General features: G+C 65.8%; 15 protein-coding genes. 3 read left to right on the top strand and 12 right to left on the bottom strand.

Annotated elements, in window-relative coordinates; genetic code table 11:
- Positions 1-32: 32 nt before the first annotated feature.
- The 9 genes from gyrB to H8M03_RS08975 all read right to left on the bottom strand — a co-directional run bounded on the left by gyrB (position 33) and on the right by H8M03_RS08975 (position 14,071).
- Positions 33-2,537: a DNA topoisomerase (ATP-hydrolyzing) subunit B gene (gyrB, locus tag H8M03_RS09015; RefSeq protein WP_187479119.1), complete on the bottom strand. Its 2,505-nt coding sequence runs from the start codon at positions 2,535-2,537 to the stop codon at positions 33-35.
- Positions 2,538-3,074: 537 nt separating this feature from the next.
- Complete coding sequence (locus H8M03_RS09010) at positions 3,075-4,589, bottom strand: DEAD/DEAH box helicase (protein WP_187479118.1); 1,515 nt, start codon at positions 4,587-4,589, stop codon at positions 3,075-3,077.
- A 209-nt stretch (positions 4,590-4,798) separates the two neighbouring features.
- A complete protein-coding gene (gene recF, locus H8M03_RS09005; protein ID WP_187479117.1) occupies positions 4,799-5,911 on the bottom strand; it encodes a DNA replication/repair protein RecF in 1,113 nt (370 codons plus the stop codon).
- A gap of 248 nt (positions 5,912-6,159) precedes the next feature.
- Positions 6,160-7,263, bottom strand: coding sequence for a DNA polymerase III subunit beta (gene dnaN, locus H8M03_RS09000; RefSeq protein WP_187479116.1), 1,104 nt, complete (start codon positions 7,261-7,263; stop codon positions 6,160-6,162).
- A 99-nt stretch (positions 7,264-7,362) separates the two neighbouring features.
- Positions 7,363-7,956: a fasciclin domain-containing protein gene (locus H8M03_RS08995; protein ID WP_187479115.1), complete on the bottom strand. Its 594-nt coding sequence runs from the start codon at positions 7,954-7,956 to the stop codon at positions 7,363-7,365.
- Positions 7,957-8,032: 76 nt separating this feature from the next.
- The gene (locus H8M03_RS08990; RefSeq protein ID WP_187479114.1) at positions 8,033-9,343 is read right to left on the bottom strand and encodes a hypothetical protein; all 1,311 of its coding nucleotides are present in this window, start codon (positions 9,341-9,343) and stop codon (positions 8,033-8,035) included.
- A gap of 128 nt (positions 9,344-9,471) precedes the next feature.
- Complete coding sequence (locus tag H8M03_RS08985) at positions 9,472-10,752, bottom strand: spinster family MFS transporter (RefSeq protein WP_187479113.1); 1,281 nt, start codon at positions 10,750-10,752, stop codon at positions 9,472-9,474.
- A gap of 7 nt (positions 10,753-10,759) precedes the next feature.
- On the bottom strand, positions 10,760-11,629 hold the full coding sequence (locus tag H8M03_RS08980; RefSeq protein WP_187479112.1) for an alpha/beta fold hydrolase: 870 nt from the start codon (positions 11,627-11,629) through the stop codon (positions 10,760-10,762).
- A gap of 24 nt (positions 11,630-11,653) precedes the next feature.
- Positions 11,654-14,071 carry a TonB-dependent receptor gene (locus H8M03_RS08975; RefSeq protein WP_187479111.1) on the bottom strand — a complete coding sequence of 806 codons (2,418 nt, stop codon included), beginning with the start codon at positions 14,069-14,071 and terminating at the stop codon, positions 11,654-11,656.
- 118 nt (positions 14,072-14,189) lie between these two features.
- Between H8M03_RS08975 and H8M03_RS08970 the strand changes: the two genes are divergently transcribed.
- Positions 14,190-14,825, top strand: coding sequence for a TetR/AcrR family transcriptional regulator (locus tag H8M03_RS08970; RefSeq protein ID WP_187479110.1), 636 nt, complete (start codon positions 14,190-14,192; stop codon positions 14,823-14,825).
- On the opposite strand, the gene H8M03_RS08965 is transcribed toward H8M03_RS08970, so the two are convergent.
- Genes H8M03_RS08965 through H8M03_RS08955 form a run of 3 tightly spaced genes read right to left on the bottom strand, consistent with a single transcriptional unit; the run spans position 14,822 to position 17,235 of the window.
- Entirely contained in the window at positions 14,822-15,979 is a 1,158-nt protein-coding gene (locus H8M03_RS08965) for an aminotransferase class V-fold PLP-dependent enzyme (RefSeq protein ID WP_187479109.1), read from the bottom strand. The two genes, H8M03_RS08970 and H8M03_RS08965, sit on opposite strands and share 4 nt — an antisense overlap.
- Positions 15,976-16,743: a tryptophan 2,3-dioxygenase gene (locus H8M03_RS08960; protein ID WP_187479108.1), complete on the bottom strand. Its 768-nt coding sequence runs from the start codon at positions 16,741-16,743 to the stop codon at positions 15,976-15,978. The genes H8M03_RS08965 and H8M03_RS08960 overlap by 4 nt, the downstream gene beginning before the upstream one ends.
- A 33-nt stretch (positions 16,744-16,776) precedes the next feature.
- The gene (locus tag H8M03_RS08955) at positions 16,777-17,235 is read right to left on the bottom strand and encodes an outer membrane protein assembly factor BamE (protein ID WP_187479107.1); all 459 of its coding nucleotides are present in this window, start codon (positions 17,233-17,235) and stop codon (positions 16,777-16,779) included.
- A gap of 126 nt (positions 17,236-17,361) precedes the next feature.
- Between H8M03_RS08955 and H8M03_RS08950 the strand changes: the two genes are divergently transcribed.
- Entirely contained in the window at positions 17,362-17,877 is a 516-nt protein-coding gene (locus tag H8M03_RS08950; protein ID WP_187479106.1) for a ubiquinol-cytochrome C chaperone family protein, read from the top strand.
- Positions 17,877-18,398 (top strand): YceD family protein, encoded by a 522-nt coding sequence (locus H8M03_RS08945; protein WP_187479105.1) that lies wholly within the window; start codon positions 17,877-17,879, stop codon positions 18,396-18,398. Before H8M03_RS08950 ends, H8M03_RS08945 begins: the two co-directional genes overlap by 1 nt.
- Positions 18,399-18,413: the final 15 nt, after the last annotated feature.

Genomic DNA, 18,413 nt, shown 5'->3' with positions numbered 1-18,413 from the left:
GGCAGGCAACATCGCGCAGCCGGTGCGGTTCCTCAAACGTCGAGGTTGGCGACGCTTAGCGCATTGTCCTGAATGAACTCCCGGCGCGGTTCGACGACGTCGCCCATCAGGCGCGTGAAGATTTCGTCGGCGACATCGGCCTGGGCGACTTCCACGCGCAGCAGCGAGCGATTGGACGGGTCGAGCGTGGTTTCCCATAATTGCTCGGCGTTCATTTCACCCAGCCCCTTGTAGCGCTGGATCGACAGGCCCTTGCGGCCCGCGGCCAGCACCGCGTCGAGCAGTTCGGACGGACGCGTGACGATGACCGCCTTCTTGTCCGTTTCGGCCTCGGTCGGCTGCTCGTCGGCATCCGCGCCCTCGATGGGCTCGGGCTTCTGTTCTTCGGTGACGACCGTGCCCTTTTTCACCGTGCGCAGCTGCATCGGTTTCGCATAGACCGCCGACTGTTCGGCCGCGAGGCCGTGGAGCTTGCGCGCCTCGGCCGAGGCAAGGAACGCCTTTTCGATGATGTAGGCGTCGGTCACGCCGCGCCACAGGCGCTTGAGCAGATAGCCGCCGTCTTCGGTCGTGACGCCGGTCCAGGTCGAATCCTCGTCATGCGAATCAAGCCAGGCGGCCGCGTCGGCAATGGCTTTTTCATGCGCCTTGACACTGAGGTCCGGCGCCAGCGCCCCATTGAGCGCCAGGGCTTCGAGCAGCGCATAATCATATTTGCGCGGCGCATAGCGCATCAGCGTCCGCACGCGGCGGGCATGGTCGACGAGGGTGCGCAGGTCGGCGCCGGTGCGCGGCCCTTCGGCCGTGTCGAGCACGAGCCCGTCGAGGCCGGTGTCGACCAGATATTCCTCCAGCGCCGGATCGTCCTTCAGATAGACTTCCGACCGGCCGCGGCTGACTTTGTAAAGCGGCGGCTGGGCGATGTAGAGGTGCCCGGCCTCGATCAGGTCCGGCATCTGGCGGTAGAAGAACGTCAGCAGCAGCGTCCGGATGTGCGCACCGTCGACGTCGGCGTCGGTCATCAGGATGATCTTATGATAGCGCAGCTTGTCGAGGTTGAATTCCTCGCGGCCGATGCCGGTGCCGAGCGCCTGGATCATCGTCCCGATTTCCTTGGACGACAGCATGCGGTCGAAGCGCGCGCGCTCGACGTTTAGGATCTTGCCCTTGAGCGGCAGGATCGCCTGATACTTGCTGTCGCGGCCCTGCTTGGCGGAGCCGCCGGCGCTGTCGCCCTCGACCAGGAACAGTTCGGACTTGGCCGGGTCGCGTTCCGAGCAGTCGTGCAGCTTGCCCGGCAGCGAGGCGACGCCCATCGCCGACTTGCGACTGGCTTCGCGCGCCTTGCGGGCGGCTTCGCGCGCGGCGGCGGCGTCGACCACCTTCTGGATGATGGTCTTGGCGTGGGCCGGGTTTTCCTCGAGCCATTCGGCGAGCTTGTCGGCCATCAGGCTTTCGAGCGGCTGGCGCACTTCGGAGCTGACCAGCTTGTCCTTGGTCTGCGATCCGAACTTGGGGTCGGGCAGCTTGACCGATACGATCGCGGTCAGCCCTTCGCGCATGTCCTCGCCCGACAGGTTGACCTTTTCGCGCTTCAGCAGGCCGGTGCGGTCGGCATAATTGTTGAGCGTCCGGGTCAGCGCGGCGCGGAAGGCGGCAAGATGGGTTCCGCCGTCGCGCTGCGGGATGTTGTTCGTGAACGCGAGGACGTTTTCGTAATAGCTGTCATTCCATTCCAGGGCGACGTCGATGCCGACATCGTCGCGCTGGCCATGGATGGCTATCGGGTCGGGGATGAGCGCGGTCTTGGCGCGGTCGAGATAGCGCACGAAGGCGGCGATGCCGCCCTCGTAAAACAGGTCATGTTCCTTGCGCTCGTCATGGCGCTCGTCGGCCAGGATGATACGCACGCCCGAATTGAGGAACGCGAGCTCGCGATAACGATGCTCGAGGCGGTCGAAGTCGAACTCGGTGATCTTGAACGTGTCCGGGCTGGGCAGGAACGTGACCCGCGTCCCCTTCTGGCCATCGGCGTCGCCGACGATCTTCAACGGCGCCTCGGCATCGCCGTGGCGGAAGCGCATCCAATGTTCCTTGCCGTCGCGCCACACAGTCAGTTCGAGCCATTCCGACAGCGCGTTGACGACGGACACGCCGACGCCATGGAGGCCGCCGGACACCTTGTAGGCATTCTCGTCCGACGTGTTGTCGAACTTACCGCCGGCGTGCAGCTGGGTCATGATGACCTCGGCCGCCGATACGCCCTCTTCCTTGTGGATGTCGGTCGGGACACCGCGCCCGTTGTCGGTCACCGAGACCGATCCGTCGGCGTTCAGCGTGATCAGGACCTTGTCGCAATGTCCGGCCAGCGCCTCGTCGATGGCGTTGTCCGACACCTCGAACACCATGTGATGGAGGCCCGACCCGTCGTCGGTATCGCCGATGTACATGCCCGGCCGCTTGCGCACCGCATCGAGGCCCTTGAGCACCTTGATCGATTCGGCGCCGTAACTGTTCTGATTGGGGTCGTTTGCCATGGGATTTATATAGGCATTTCACAGGAGAAGTCACGCGCGCACGCGCACGCGTACGCGTACGCGTACGCGTACGCGAGGTCGGCTAACGGAGATGAGGATGCGAACTGCAACATTGTTGGGCCTGATCGTTTTGGCGGGATGCGGTCGCGCTACCGAACCACATCTCCAAACAATGACGAGAATTGAGCAGAAGGTTGTCCTTCCGGAGGGGTCTGCGCGGATAGGTCTTTATTCGAGATACTTTGCGCCAACCAAAGACGGCAAAATTCGTGGAGTTTACGTCATTCATGGCGAAAACTTTGTGCGATCCGTCAGTGAATTCTGCTCTCAAAATACCTCAGTCGCATTCCCCTGCAACGGACAGGGGCGTGCTATCCTCGCAAAGGCTGGCACGCGCATGTGGCTACCAGATCAGATCGATCTGCCGCTTATGAGCGGCGGTGGTTGCGGGCAGATCCAATTCACATACGACCCTGAAACCGACCGCATTACAGGGCCCGAATGTAACGGCGATTACTGAGCTCAAATGCTGTTCGACTAGGCCGCTCTGGTCCCGCCTGACCGCCCGCGACGGCCGCGGAACGGACGCTTGGGTCGGCCGGCGCCGGGGCCTTGCGGACCACGGTCCTGGCGCGGTTGCGCCGGGCGCTCCGCGGTGTCGGTGTAGGCCTCCGGCCGATAGGATGAGCGCTGACCTTCGCCGCGATGATCGTCGCGGCGTTTGCCGGTGTGATCTTCCGCTCCGGCGCGCTTGGGGTGGCGTTGCTGCCCGTCGTTGCGGGTTTGGCGGCGCTGGCCGTCGGCGCGGCGGTCCGCCTTCACGGCCGGACGGCCCTGGCCATAGCGGCCGCGGCCCGCACTTTCGTTACCGCTGGACTTGGGCGCGGGCTTAAGCCGCTTGAACGCTTCGACCATCGCGCCGAATTCGGCCGGCAACGCGGTCACCGGGATCTTCTGGCGGGTGGTGCGCTCAATATCGCGCAGCAGGCCGCGTTCTTCGTGCGCACAGAAAGCGATGGCGATGCCGTCGGCGCCGGCGCGCGCGGTGCGGCCGATGCGGTGGACATATTGTTCCGGCACTTCGGTCAGGTCGTAATTGACGACGTGGCTGACGCCCGGAATGTCGATGCCGCGGGCGGCGATGTCGGTCGCGACGAGGACCGGAATTTCGCCGGCCTTGAAGGCAGCGATGGCGCGTTCGCGCTGCGGCTGGCTCTTGTTGCCGTGGATGGCGGCGGAGGCGATGCCCGCGGCTTCAAGATAGCGGACGATCTTGTCGGCGCCATGCTTGGTGCGGCTGAACACCAGCGCACGTTCGACGTCGCGGCTCTTGAGCTCGTGGATCAGGAGCGCGGTCTTTTCCGGCTGGTTCACCATCGTCACGCTCTGGTCGATGCGATCGACGGTGGTCGCGGTAGGCGTAACCGACACTTCGGCCGGGCTGGTCAGATACTGGTCGGCAAGCTGCTTGATCGCCTTCGGCATGGTGGCCGAGAAGAACAGGGTCTGGCGCTTTTTCGGCACCAGCGCGACGATCCGCTTCAACGCGTGGATGAAGCCGAGGTCGAGCATCTGGTCGGCCTCGTCGAGGACGAGGATTTCGAGCTCGCGAAGGCTCAGTGCGCGCTGGTCGACGAGGTCGAGCAGGCGGCCGGGCGTGGCGACAAGCACGTCGAGCCCGCGGCTGACGGCGCGAACGCTCTTGCCGTTGGGCACGCCGCCGAAGATCACGCCGACGCTGGCGTTGCTGAAGCGGCCGTAGGCGCGGGCGCTGTCGGCGATCTGCGAGGCAAGCTCACGAGTCGGCGCGAGCACCAGCATGCGGATCTGGCCGGGCTTGAGGAATTGCGGACGATTGGCCGCCAGCCGGTCGAGCGCGGGCAGCATGAACGCGGCCGTCTTGCCGGTGCCGGTCTGGGCGATGCCCAGCAGGTCGCGGCCGGTGAGGACGGTCGGAATGGCCTGCGCCTGGATCGGCGTCGCCTTGGTGTAATCCTTTGCGGCGAGCGCATCGAGAAGGGGCTTCGAAAGCCCCAGGGACATGAAAGACATGATGAGAATATTCCAAACAAATGTCGCGGGCGGCGCTGCCGATTGGGCGCGCCGCTAGCGGGCTGAAAAGAGCGCCCCGCGTGAATAGGAGAGCATGGATTGGAGGCGCGGGCCGGTTACCGCCGAAGCGTTGAGCCGATCACGCCGCTTTCAGAAAGCGCCTCGTGTTGCAGTGCAATATAATGCGGAAAGGCGAAAAGTCCACCGTTTCAGCCGGGGGTTACCGCACCGGGGCTGACGTGGAAGCGCGAGGCGGTGCCGATGCCGTCGAACAGCGCTGCTTCGGTGGCGGTCATCCACACCTGTCCGCGCCCTTCGAGACGAGCGAACAGGGCCGCCCGTCGCTTGGGGTCGAGATGCGCCGCGACTTCGTCCAGCAGCAGCACCGGCGGCGCGCCGCGGCGTTCGGCGACCAGGTCGGCGTGAGCGAGAACCAGGCCAAGCAGCAGCGCCTTCTGCTCCCCGGTGGAGGATTGAGCGGCGGGCATGGCCTTGGCACGGTGGGTAACGACGAGATCCTGGCGGTGCGGGCCGACGAGGGTGCGTCCGGCGGCGGCGTCGCGCGAGCGGCCGGCGTGCAGCTGGGCCGCGAGATCGCCGCCGTTCCAGCCGTCCAGCGCGATGCCGGCGCGCGGAAACTGGTCGTCGGGCGCGTCGGCGGTGCGATCGGCCAGTGCAGCGACGGCCCGGGCGCGCGCGGACGCAAGGGCGCTCCCATGCTCCGCCAACTGCATTTCCAGCGCGTCGAGCCACTGCGGATCGGGGCGGTCGTCACTGGACAGCAGCTTGTTGCGCGACCGCATGGCCGCGTCATAGCGGGTGGCGTGGTGGGCATGGCCGGGTTCGAGCGCGAGCACCAGCCGGTCGAGGAAGCGCCGCCGGTCGCCCGCCGTGCCGGCGAACAGCCGGTCCATCGCCGGGGTCAGCCATAGCACCGACAGCCATTCCGCCAGCGAATTGGCCGAGGCCGAGGCGCCGTTGATCCGCACTTCCCGGCGGTCGGGGGCAGTGGGAAGGGTGCCGACGCCGATCCCAAGCTCGTTCGTGTCGAGCGCAGTCGAGACGCGCCCCTCGACTTCGCTCGGGACGAACGACCGGAGCCGCGCCGCCACCGCGAGGCTGCCGTCCCCGCCTTGGCGCGCCATGTCGGACAGCGGCGCGCCCCGAATCCCGCGCCCGGGCGACAGTAGCGACACCGCTTCGAGCAGGTTGGTCTTGCCCGCGCCATTGTCGCCGTGAAGCAGGACGAAACCGCCGCCCACGTCGAGCACGGCGTCGGCATAGGAGCGGAAATTGCTTAGCGAGAGGCGGGAGACGTGCACGGCGCTGTCATCGCGGCAGCACGGCGCGCAGGCAAGGTGGGGCTATCTCCGAGTGCCGTGCCCAGCCTGGGTGGTCAGGCATGTGAGCAAACGGATTCCGCAAAATGTAAGGATGAAGGATGGGATCAGGCGAAGCTCCGGTTCGACCTGCAACCGGCCAAGAACGAAAGCGCAAACGAGGCTTGCGACAAGAAGGGCGATCGCGGCCAAGGCTTTCCCGGGATTGGCAGTCACGCGCAGGGCGCCGTTCAGACCCGCATGGGCATGAGCACGTAGAGCGCGTTCGATTTGTCGCTTTCGCGCAGCAGGGTTGGGGCGGCCGCGTCGGCGAGGTGGACCTCGACGGTGTCGCCTTCGATCTCGCCGAGGATGTCGAGCAGGTAGCGGGCGTTGAAGCCAATCTCGAGGCCGTCGGAGCCGTAATCGGCCGGCAGTTCCTCAGTCGCGGTGCCGCTTTCGGGCGAGGTCACCGACAATGTCACCTTGTCGCGATCGACGCTCATCTTCACCGCGCGGGTCTTTTCGCTGGCGATGGTCGAAACGCGGTCGACGCCCGACGCGAAGGTCTTGGGATCGAGCTTCAGCAGCTTGTCGTTGCCGGTCGGAATGACGCGATTGTAGTCGGGAAAGGTGCCGTCGATCAGCTTGCTGGTCAGCACCGCGCTGCCCAGGCCGAAGCGGATCTTGGTCGGGGACATCGAAATCTCGACCGTGCCTTCGACCTCTTCGAGCAGCTTGCGCAATTCGGCCACGCATTTACGCGGAATGATGATGTCCGGCATGCCATCCGCCCCATCGGGCTTGGCGAGGACGACGCGGGCGAGCCGGTGACCGTCGGTGGCCGCGGCCTTGAGCTGGTCGTCCGCCACGTGGAGGAAGATGCCCATCAGATAGTAACGGGTTTCCTCGCTGGAGATGGCGAAGCGGGTCTTGTCGATGATCTGGCGCAGCGTGGCCGCGGGCAGTTCGAAGCGGGTCGGCAGTTCGCCCTCGCTGATCACCGGAAAGTCGTCGCGCGGCAGGGTGGACAAATGGAAGCGCGAGCGGCCGGCCGACAACAGCATCTTGCCGTCCGCGACGTTCAGTTCGACCTGGCTGCCTTCGGGCAGCTTGCGGACGATGTCGAACAGGGTGTGGGCGGGAACAGTGGTCGCGCCCGGCTGGCCGACATTCGCCTGCACGCTTTCATCGACCTGCAGGTCGAGGTCGGTGGCCATCAGCCGGAGGCTGTTATCCTCCCCCGCCTCGATGAGGACGTTGGAGAGGATGGGAATGGTATTGCGGCGCTCCACGACCGACTGGACATGGCCGAGGCTCTTCAAGAGTGTCGCCCGTTCAATCGTCGCCTTCATCGCGCGCCCCTGCCCCCGTCCAGTGTCATTGGTCCGCCCGTTATAGCGAGCCTTCGCCGGCTTGCCAGAGGCTAGGTGCGCGCGATTTGAAGGTTGGCGTCAGCCGTTGTCCGCTGGCGCCTCGCCGGCAGGAGCCGGTGACAGGACCGCATTGACGTGATGAATGACGCCGTTGGACGCTTTCTGGTCCGCCTGCCCGATGGTCGCCTTCTTGCCGGCAGAATCGCTGAGGACGATCTTGTCGCCTTCCTTGGTGGCGGTCAGCGTTTCGCCGCCCATCGTCGCCAGGACGGTCTTGCCGTCATTGTTGTCGATGGCCTTCGAAATGTCCTCGGCCAAGATCACGCCCGGAAGGATGTGATAGGTCAGGATACGGGTGATCTCGGCCCGGTTCTGGGTATTGGCCGGATCGCTCAGCGGACCGGTGCCGGCGGCGGTGAAGGCCGCGTCGTCCGGAACCAAGATGGTGTAGGGTCCGGGGCCGTTGAGCGTGGCGTCGAGACCGGTGGCCTTGGCCGCCTGGAAGAACTTGCTGTTCTGGTCGACCGACGCGGAGATGGTCTGTTCGCCACCCTCGCCAGCGGCTTCGCCGTTATTGCCTGCAGGGGCTGCGGTATCGGCATCGCCCTCGTTGTTGCACCCGGCAACCGCGAGCGCCGCCGCGCACAGAAAAAGCGGAAGCGACTTCTTCATTCGATATTCTCCTGCTCCGAAAAACAATACGGCCCCGCAACGCGTGCGGGGCCGATTGTGATCCATCGCCTGATTTTTAGGTCAGGATCGACGCGACGAGGGCCGTCACCAGCTGGGTCGTCGGGTCGACGCGGTAGATGTTACCGGCCGAATAGCGGTACCAGTCGTTCGACGTGTCCACGTACTGCATACGATAGTCGTAAGGCACGTTGTAGACGCCGTAACCCGCCGGAAGCGGCTGACCGATAGTCATGCCATTGCCCAGAAGGGCGGCAATGCCGGTGATCAGGCTGGTCTGCGGATCGACCTGGTAGATCGACCCCGGAGCGTAGCGATAGTAATTGTCGCCACTGTCCGCATACAGGCCGCGATACTGATAGGGCACGTTGTAGACCGAATAGTTGGCCGGCAGCATCTGCCCGTATCCGTAGCCGTAGCCCAGCATCGGGTTCACGTTCTGAATCGTCCGCGAATAGGGATCGATTTCGTACATGTACCCATTGGCGTAGCGATAGTTCGTCTGCGCCGAGGCCGGGTAGAACGGCTGGTAAGCCGACGGCATCGCATAGTTGTTATACCCCTGCGGGAACACCTGACCGGTCGCCAGGCCCAGGCCGAACAGCGGCAGCAGCGAGCTGACGAGGTCGTTCGACCGGTTCACGCGATACACGTAACCGTTACCGTACTTGTAGTAATAGTCCGGCGTGTCGCGATAGACCGTGCGCAGGCGGGTCGGAATGTCGCGGAACGCGACTTCCCGGCGAACCAGGCTAATCGGTTCACCAACCAGGCGCTTGGCAATGCCCGGGGGCATGCAGGCGACCTGCTTCTTGGCGAGGCCCGGCGGGCAATCGCTGCTCCACACCGCCTGGCGGTTACGCGCATTCCAGTTGCGCTCGGCCAGCGCCATGCGGCGCTCATTGGCCAGACGGCGAAGCTGATACGCCCGGTTGTCGCGGGAATCGGCTATATCGCGGCGACGTTCGGCCAGACGGTCGCGCGCCTCCATCCGGTTCGCAACCAGACGGTTGCGGGCATCGGCCCGGCGTTCGACCAAGGCCTCACGGCGCTGGTCGAGACGACGCTCGTTCGCACGCTGCGCCTGGCGAAGATCCTGACGGTTCTCGCGAGCCGCGGCACGTTGCTTGATTTCGCGACGGTTGTCCTGACGGGCTTCGCGTCGGTTATCCTGACGCGCTTCCCGGCGAACTTCCTGACGCGCCTGGGCGCGCTTCTGCGCCTGACGCGCATTCGCCTTGTTGCCGCCGCCCTTCTGGGCCTGCCCGGCATTGTGGCCCTGATGGCCACCCTTTTCGCCCGGCTTGGCAGATGCGGGCACGGTAATCGCCAGCGCCGCGACGCCGGCCGCAAGAATCAGACGTTTCATGATCAAAACTCCGTTAGTTCAGGCAAATAACGAAGCTAGGCTCAACCGCGTTCCCGCGGGATATGGCGCTTCGTCGGGACTCGTCTTCACCCTAGCGCATGTTCGTGAACCGCAGATTTCTGCGACGTTCATAGTGACGCGTTGCGTGCGTCCCGCTTCAGCGTGAGGGCGGCAAGAAAGGCCAGAACCGCCGCCAGAACGTAAAATCCGAGGCCGTAAAGGATCGAATAGCGCATCGCCTGGTCGCCGTGCGTTTCCCGCAGATAATCGGCCATGAACCCGAAGATGAACGTCCCGAAGCCGATTCCGATCAGATTGTTGATCAGCAGGAAGGACGCCGATGCGGTCGCCCGCCGCGACGGTTCGACGAGCGACTGGATGGCGTTGATGATCGGGCCAAGCCAGGCCAGCGACACGGCATAGGCCAGCGTGAACAGCGCGCCCGCGAGCAATTGCGATTCGACCTGCATCGCCCCGGCAAACAGCGGCGCGGTGAGCAAATAGGCGACGGCGGGCGTGACGGCGTAGGCCGAGATGCGCGCCCCGCCGAGGCGGTCGGCAATGGCGCCGCCAAGGAAGATGCCGGCAATCCCGCCGACCAGCACGATGATTCCGAAAAACGTGCCGATGCTACCGAGCGACAGGCCGAGCGCCTCGCTGAAATAGGACGGCAGCCAGAAAGCGAGGCCGTAGCCGCCGACCGACCCCGAGGCCGCGGCAAAGGACAGCAGCCAGAAGCTGGGAAGGCCGGCCAGTTCGCGGGCGACCGCGAAGAATGGCGGCTGGTCGACGGGGACGCCGGGTGAGCTTTCCGCCACCGGCGCTTCGGGCAGGCGAGTGGCGATGAGCCAGCCGACGGGCAGGCCGGCGAGGCCGATGATGGCGAAAGCCACGCGCCAGTTGATCGCTTCCGCCAGCCAGCCGCCGAAGAACAGGCCGAGCGCCGAGCCGATCGGGATACCGAGACTGAAGATGGCGAGCGCGCGGGCGCGCTTGCCGGGCGGGAAATGTTCGGAGATGAGCGCGTAGCTGGGCGCGACGCCACCCGCTTCGCCAACGCCAACGCCCATCCGCGCGATGAACAATTGCCAGAAACTGGTGACCGCGCCGCACAGGGCGGTGAACAGGCTCCACACCGCCGCGGAAATGCCGATCACCTGTGCCCGGCGCCCGGTGCGGTCGGCGTAGCGCGCGATGGGAATGGCAAGGGTCGAATAGACGCTGGCGAAGGCAATGCCGCCCATCAGCCCAAGCTGCGTGTCGGTCAGCCCAAGTTCCGCCTTGATCGGGATCTTGAGGATGCTGATGATTTGCCGGTCGAGGAAGTTGAACACGTAGGCGAGCAGCAGCAGCCCAAGAAGCATCGTCGAATTGCCGGGCGCGGCCGGCCTGCTGCGGTCGTCGGTCATGGTCTAGTCAAGGCACGGACGCGAGGAAGTCGTCAATCGCTTTCGCCGCCACCGGCTCCGACAGCGTCGGCGCATGGCCGACGCCCGGCACCACCGCGACCTGCATTGACGGCGCGGCTTTCATCATCCGTTCGGCGACGGCGTCGGGATTGAGGTCGGACAAGGCGCCGCGCACGAGCAGGGTCGGCCGGCGGCGCGCCAGGCGGCGGAACAGCAGGCTGGCGATCAGGCTGCGGTTCTTCACCTGCCCCTTCATCATCGGAATGGCGATGGCCGGATCGTAATCGAGCACCGGCTTGCCGTCCTTTTCGCGAAAGGTGCGGCGGGCGAACACGTCCCAATCCTCGGCGCCATATTCGGGAAAGGCGACGGCGTTGATGCTTCGGATATAGTCCGCCGCGTCCTGCCACGTGCGGATCTCGACCGATTTTCCGGCATAGGACAGGATGCGGTCGAGTCCCGCCTGCCCGACCTCCGGACCGACGTCGTTGAGCACCGCGGCCGCGATCGCCCGGCTGCGCAGCGCGGCCAGGGTCATCGTGATCAGACCGCCCATCGACGTGCCGATGAACACCGCGCGGGCGATGCCCAGCCCATCCATCAGCGCCAGCACGTCGCGGGCGTAGACCTTCGGCGCGTAATTTTCCGGGTCCGGGTCCCATTGCGACAGGCCGCGGCCGCGCGTGTCGGGCACGATCACCCGTCGCCCGCCCTGGGCCAGCCGCGGAGCCAGCTCCTCAAAATCGCGGCTGTTGCGGGTCAGGCCGTGGAGGCACAGGACCGGCAAGCGGCAGTCGCCGCTGGCCCCCGCATAATCGCGGGCGTGGAGCCGCAGGCCGTCCCGCGACGCCCACGAGCGCTCAACGAAGCCGGTCATGTTTCCCGTCCCGGTCCGACCGCCTTAGAAGTTGAAGCCGAGCGAGACGAAGATCTGCCGCGGATTGCCATAATAAGCGGTCAGCACCCCTTCCTGCCCAAGGCCGCCGGCGGGAATGGGATTGCCGGTCAGCGGATTGAGCACGAAGTCACCCGTATAGATGTTCTGGGTGAGGAAGTTGTAGCCCGCGGTAATGTATTTGGTGTTGGTCAGGTTCTTGCCGTGGAGCCCGACTTCATAACGGCCGTCGCCGGACCGCCAGACCATGTTGGCGTCGAGCAGAGCATAGCCTTTCTGGTCGAGCATCGGCGTGCGCAGTTCGAACTGCTGGCTCTTGCTGCGGTACGACAGCGTCGAATTGAGGTTGAGCCGGCCGCCGGCCATCGGCGTGGTGTAATCGAGCGAGCCGCTCATCGTCCATTTGGGCGTGTTCTGGACCTTGCGATACGGCGCCAGGTTGATTTCCGTCGGCGGGATCACCGCACCGGCCGGCGAGGTGGTGACGATGGTCAGGAATTCCCGGTATTTGGCGTCGAGATAACCGAGCGTTCCAGCCAGGCTAAGCTTGTCGCCCGCCGCCGCGAAATTCTCCGCCACCGCATAATTGGCCTCGATCTCGAGCCCGCGGAAACGCGCCTTGCCCGCATTGGTGGTCAGGCCGCAGAAGTTGGTGACGCCGTTGACGATGCAGCCGACCGACGCCGGGATCTGCACATTCTTGTAATCGGCGTTGAAGATCGCCGTGGCGACCTGCAGCCGGCCGAGCGCGGCCTTCCAGCCGAGTTCGTAGCTGTTCACCTTTTCAGGCTCGAACGCCATGTAATCGTAAATGCCCGCCGGGGTTTGAACGGGCGCCTGCGTCGACTGGGCACGCGGGTCGAAGCCGCCGCCTTTGAAACCTTGCGAGAAGCTGGCGTAGATCGTGTGGTTGCGGTTCGGCTTGTACGTCACCGACGCGCGCGGCGTGAACGCCGTGTCGGTGCGGCGGCCCGAGAAGTCTGAGGTCGTCGCGATCGGGATGCCCGCGCCATAGCCGGCATCGCCGCCCAGTTCCGGCGACCCACCGAGGATGTAGCTTTTGCGCAGGACCTGCGCCCGGCGCTTGTCGTTGGTGTAGCGGCCGCCGAGCGACACGCTCCACTGCGGCGTGAAATCGTAGGTGAAGTCACCGAAGATCGCCCAGGTCTTGGTATCGACATCGCCGAAGGTCGCGGCGGTGAAGCCGGGCGCCCCGATCAGCGCGCCAAGCGTGTAGAGCCGGACGTCAAAGATGTTCTGCGCGTTGGCGTCGAGATAATAAGCGCCGACGACGCCGGCGAGCGGACCGCGGTCGATCACCGCCTGCAATTCCTGACTGAACTGCTTGTTGCGGTAGATGGCCGGGACGTCGAGATCGATCGACGGCAGCGCGTCGAAGTCGATCGGGGTCGCGCTCTTGTCCTTGCGGTAGGCGGTGATCGACCGGACGGTCAGCCAGTCGTTGAGTTCGGCCTCGCCGTGCAGCGCGACGCCGCCGCCGGTGACCTTTTGCTTGGGATCGGTCAGTCCGCCGCGCGAGTCGAATACGTCGTCCAGCACCGGCTGTTTGGTCAGGATCGACGGGATCAGGCGATGCCCGCCACGCGCATTGCTTTTGTCCCAGGTGTAGTCGCCGGACAGGCGCAGCCAGGCGGTTTCGGTCGGGATCAGCTCGATCGTGCCACGCGCTGCCCAGATGTCCTTGTTATAATTGGCCTCGCCGGTGGTGTAATTCTTGCCCCAGCCGCTGCGGCTCAATCGCGCGACCGAGCCGCCGATGCGCAGCGCGTCGGCAACCGGCGCCGAGGCCGTCAGGACGAGATCCGCCTGGTCGTACAGGCCGAGGTTGGTGCGCGCCTTGAACTGCGGCGTGGCGGCCAGTCGGCGCGTGACGTATTTGATCGCGCCGCCGATGGTGTTGCGGCCGTACAGCGTGCCTTGGGGACCGCGCAGCACCTCGATCCGTTCGACATCGTAAATGTCGAGGACCGCGCCTTGCGGGCGGTTGAGGTAGACGTCGTCGAGATAGATGCCGACGCCCTGTTCGAAGCCGGCAACCGGGTCCTGCTGACCGACGCCGCGGATGAAGGCGGTGAGCGTGGTGTTGGTGCCGCGCGAGGTTTCCAACGTGACGTTGGGCGTGGTGTCGCCGACGTCGGTGATGTCGAGCGCCCCCTGCCGGGACAATTGTTCGCCCGAATAGGCCGTGACCGCGATGGGAACGTCGAGCAGCACTTCGTTGCGGCGGCGGGCCGTGACGACGATTTCCTGGTCGTTGGCCTGCGCCGGCTCCGCCTGCGTTTCCTGATTGGACGCGGTGTCGCCGGTGGCGGGCGGTGCTTCCTGCGCCAGCGCCGGCGACGCGATCAAAGCCGCTGCCGCGGCCGAGCCAAGCAGCATCGTACGAGCCGAAAAACTAACCATGCGATTATCCCCTCACTGACGCGTCCAGAACCGGTCGCGAATCCTCCGACGCCTTCCTACTGAAACTTGAACCGACTTTCAACTTGGAAAGTTCTGCGGGGTCGCTACAGGGGAGGTGATGGCTGCGACCAGGATAGTCGCCGAAGAGGCGTTCGCCGGCGAAGACAAGGCGCCGCGCACGGCGCGCGGCCGCAAGACTTTGCGCAAGATCCTGGACGCGGCGCTGGAGGAATTCGGCGAACGCGGCTTTTCCGAGAGTTCGATCGTCGGCATCACCCAGCGGGCCGACGTCGCGCTTGGCACGTTCTACACCTACTTCGACAGCAAGGAGGCGCTGTTCAAAGCGCTGGTCAGCGACATGTCGGCGCGTGTCCGCGACCATGTCGCGCCGGCACTTGAAGCCGCGACCGACACGCTGGACGGCGAACAGCGCGCGCTGGAAAGCTATCTCCAGTTCGCCGCCGACCACAAGCAGGTCTACCGCATCATCGACGAGGCCGAATTCGCCGACCCCGACGCGTTCGAGAAACACTATCGGACGACGGCGTCCAGAATTGCCGCTCGGCTCGACGCGGGCAAGGACAAGGGGGAGCTGGTCGCGGCCGGATCGCCGCTCGACAGCGAGGTCGAGGCGTGGGCGATCATGGGCATGAACGTGTTTCTCGGACTGCGCTTTGCCGTGTGGGGCGACGAAGACCCGGCCGAGGTCGCGCAATGCGCCAACCGCCTGATCCGCCGCGGGCTCGAACGCTAGGCGAGATCCGCCGCGAGCGCGGCAAAACGGTCGATGTCGGTCGTATCGTGATAAAGGCCGAGACCCACGCGCAGGACGTCGCCGCGCACGTCGGTAATGCAGTCGCGTGCCTTGAGCTCCGCGCACCAACTGTCCGCCCGCGGACTGCGGAAAGCGAGGAAGCGCGCATGCGGTCCGCCGTCGAGGGGGTTGAGCAGCTGCGCGGCGCCCAATGGCGTACCGTCGAGCGCGTCGACCACCCGGCGTTGAAGGCCCGCCACATGGGCCGAGATCGTTGCCGTATCGAGCCCGTTGTCGCGCAGCATCCGGCACACGGCGTTGAAGCGGTACAGGCCCGAGGCGTCGAACGTCGCGCCCATGAAGCGCATCGCGTCCCCGGCGTAGCCGACGCTGCCGGGCGGCAGGGTGAGATCTTCGAACTCCGCGAACCAGCCGGTGACCGGCGGCCGCGGCGCGAAGCCCGGCGGCGCATGGAGGAAGCCGGCGCCTTCGCCCGACATCGCATATTTATATCCGCCGCCGAGGTAGAACGCGGTTCGCGCCGCGGCGGCGGAAAAAGGCGCGTCGATCGCCATGAAGGCGTGATAGCCGTCGATCACGACCCACCGCCCGTCGGGCGCGCCAAGCGCCGCCAGCGCGTCGATCTGTCCGACGGTGCGGCCGCTGCCGAACATCACCTGGCTGACAAAGACGATGTCGTGATCGCCGGTCCGGGCCGCGTCGAGGAAGCGATCGGCGAAGCTGCCGAAGGGGTCGGTCGCGACGCGGTCGACGACGATCGTGCCGGCCTCCTCCCAGCGCGCGAACTGCCGGCGCGCGCTGTGGAACTCGCCGTCGCTGGTCAGTACCCGCACCACGCCCCGTTCGGCCGCGGCCGCGACGATCCGCACCAGCAGATCGTGGGTGTTGGGCGCGAATACGACGGCGTCGGGCATGCCGCTGCCCAGCTCGCCGGCGACATTCGCCTGCGCCTCGGGCCAGACCTCGCCCATGATCCGGTCCCATTTGCCGTCGGCAAGGCGGGCGGCGTCGTTCCAGCATTCCACCTGGCCGTCGAAGCTGGCGTCGGGCCACAAATGGTGGCTGTGCGCGGCCATGTGCAGCCGGCCGGGCACCGCGCCGAGGCTGGTCGAAAACAGGGCCTTGAAGCTCAAAGCTCGGTCCTCAGCGCCCACAGTTCGGGAAAGGCGCGCTTGGCCAGCGTCGAGCGCAAATAGGGCGCCCCGGCCGACCCGCCGGTGCCCTGCCGATTGCCGATGATCCGTTCCACCGTGAGCACATGCTTGTGCCGCCATCCGGCCAGGGCGTCGTCGACGTCCATCAGCTTTTCCGCCAGCTGGTAGAGGTCGAACCAGCGGTCCGCGTCGCGATAGACCCCGAGCCAGGCGGCGGAGACCGCTTCGTCCGACCCGTCGCCGATATCGAACCCGGCGCGCTGCAGCGCGGTATGGGCCGCTTCGCGCAGGCTCGGCTCGGCCAGCGCGCGTTCGAGGCGAATACGCTCGTCCGTGCCGGGCGGATAATGTTTGAGGTAGGATTCGTCCTTGATCCCCAGTCGGTATTCCAGTTCGCGAAATTGCGCCGACTGAAAGCCGGACGAGGTGCCGAGCACGTCGCGGAACTTGAGGTAGTCGACGGGGGTCAGGGTCGACAGCACGTCCCACGACAAGGTCATTACCGACTGGATCCGGCCCACCCGGGCCAGTGCCTTGTAGGCCGGGGCAAAGCTGTCCGTGCCGAGCAGGCCGATCGCCAGCTCCAGCTCGTGCAGCATCTGCTTGAGCCACAGTTCCTTGGTCTGATGAATGACGATGAACAGCATTTCATCGTGCAGGTCGGACAGGGGTTGCTGGGCGCCGAGAAGCTGGTCGAGCTTCAGGTAATCGGCATAGGTCATGCCCTCGGGGGTCGCGGTCATGCGCCCCCGATTAAGCCAAAGCCGCGAACGACGCTATTGCTGCGGTTGCTGCGGGTTGCCGAGCGGCGAATTGACCGCGCCGATATTGCCGAAGATTTCGTCGAAGAAGCTCTTGCGGCGGCCCAGCGTCGGCGTGGTGTCGTCTTCCGGATTGATCCGCGCGACAAGTTCGGGGCCCGTCTCGTTGACGGCGATGACGTTGCCCGCCGCGTCGAAGCGGACGTGCAGGATCGTCTGCTGCATGATCCGCGGCGTGCGGAACGCGAACTGCTTGGTATCGCGTGACACGTAATACCAATCGCTGTCGCCGAACGCGCCGTTGAAAGTCGGACGGCCAAGCACGCGCGCCACCGATTCCTTGTTGTCGACGCCGACCTGAACGGCCGACACCAATTCCTTGTCGATGACCGAGCCGCGATGCTCCTGGACGCCGATGCAGCCGCTAAGCAGCACCGCCCCAAGGATCGCCGTTGCGATTTTCGCAGCCTTCATGCCCGTGTCTTCTCCTGGAATTCCCCGTCTCGACCTGCTCGATCGAGGGTATTAGCGAGAGCGCTTGCCGCCATTATGCGCTGGCACGGCAGGGGCGCAACCCCGCCGCATATGTTAGGGACCACTATGCTTCGCAACCTGTTCGGCCGATTAACGGGCAAGGGCCCAAGCCGCGGCGCCGCGCTTTTCGGCGCAGTCGTCGCGGAAGCGCGCAAGCCGCATTGGTATCTGGACGGCGAAGTCGCAGATTCGATCGATGGGCGCTTCGCGGTGCTGGCGACGGTCACCGCGTTGACCATCGTCGCGCTGGAAAGCGGGTCGCCAGCGGGCGATGCCGCTTCCGCGGCGCTGACCGAACGGTTCATCGAAGCGATGGACGCGGAGCATCGCCAGCTCGGCCTCAACGACCCCGGCCTCGGCCGCCGGGTGCGCAAGCTGGTCGGATCGCTTGAACGGCGGGTCGACGACTGGCGGCCGGCCGCGGGCGACGAACTCGACTGGCCTGCAACCGCTCTGAGCAGCGTCTATCGCGGCGAAGCGCCGCGCGACGCCGCATTGGCACACAGCGTAGAAGCGCTTCGCGGCCTGTGGCGCCGGTTGGCCGCAGCAGCCGAGCCACAACGGATCGAAGGACAATTCTGATGCGTGACGATTTTGCCCACCGGCTGGCGCTGCAGCAGATTCGCGACGGCGACCGCATCGACCTGGTGGCCGACGAAGCCGAGTTGGCGGCGGTCGCGGAGCGTCTTCGGCTGGCGGCGCTGACCCGCTTCGAAGCGCATGCGGTGCTCGCGCGCGAAAACGACCGGATCCGGGCAACGGGCCGGGTACGCGCCGCGCTGGAGCAGGCGTGCGTGGCCACCGGCGATCCCGTCGCCGAACATGTCGACGAGCCGTTCGAATTGCTTTTCGTGCCCGAACCGGTCGATGCGCAGCCGGACGAGGAAGTCGAGCTGAGCGAGAGCGAGTGCGACGTGGTGTTCTACGACGGCGCGGCGATCGACCTGGGCAGCGCGATCGCGGACACGCTGGCCCTGGCGATCAATCCGTATCCGCGCAGCGCGGAAGCGGATGCGACCCTGCAGGACGCGGGCATTCTGAGCGAGGAGCAGGCCGGGCCCTTCGCGGCGCTGGCGGCGCTCAAGAAGAGTGCCGGAGATTAAACCGCGGAGGTGGGC

It is taken from the genome of Sphingomonas sabuli, assembly GCF_014352855.1.
In the GTDB taxonomy this organism is placed as follows: domain Bacteria; phylum Pseudomonadota; class Alphaproteobacteria; order Sphingomonadales; family Sphingomonadaceae; genus Sphingomicrobium; species Sphingomicrobium sabuli.
The sequence above is the reverse complement of the archived record's forward strand: the minus strand, read 5'-3'. Positions and strand labels throughout refer to the sequence as shown.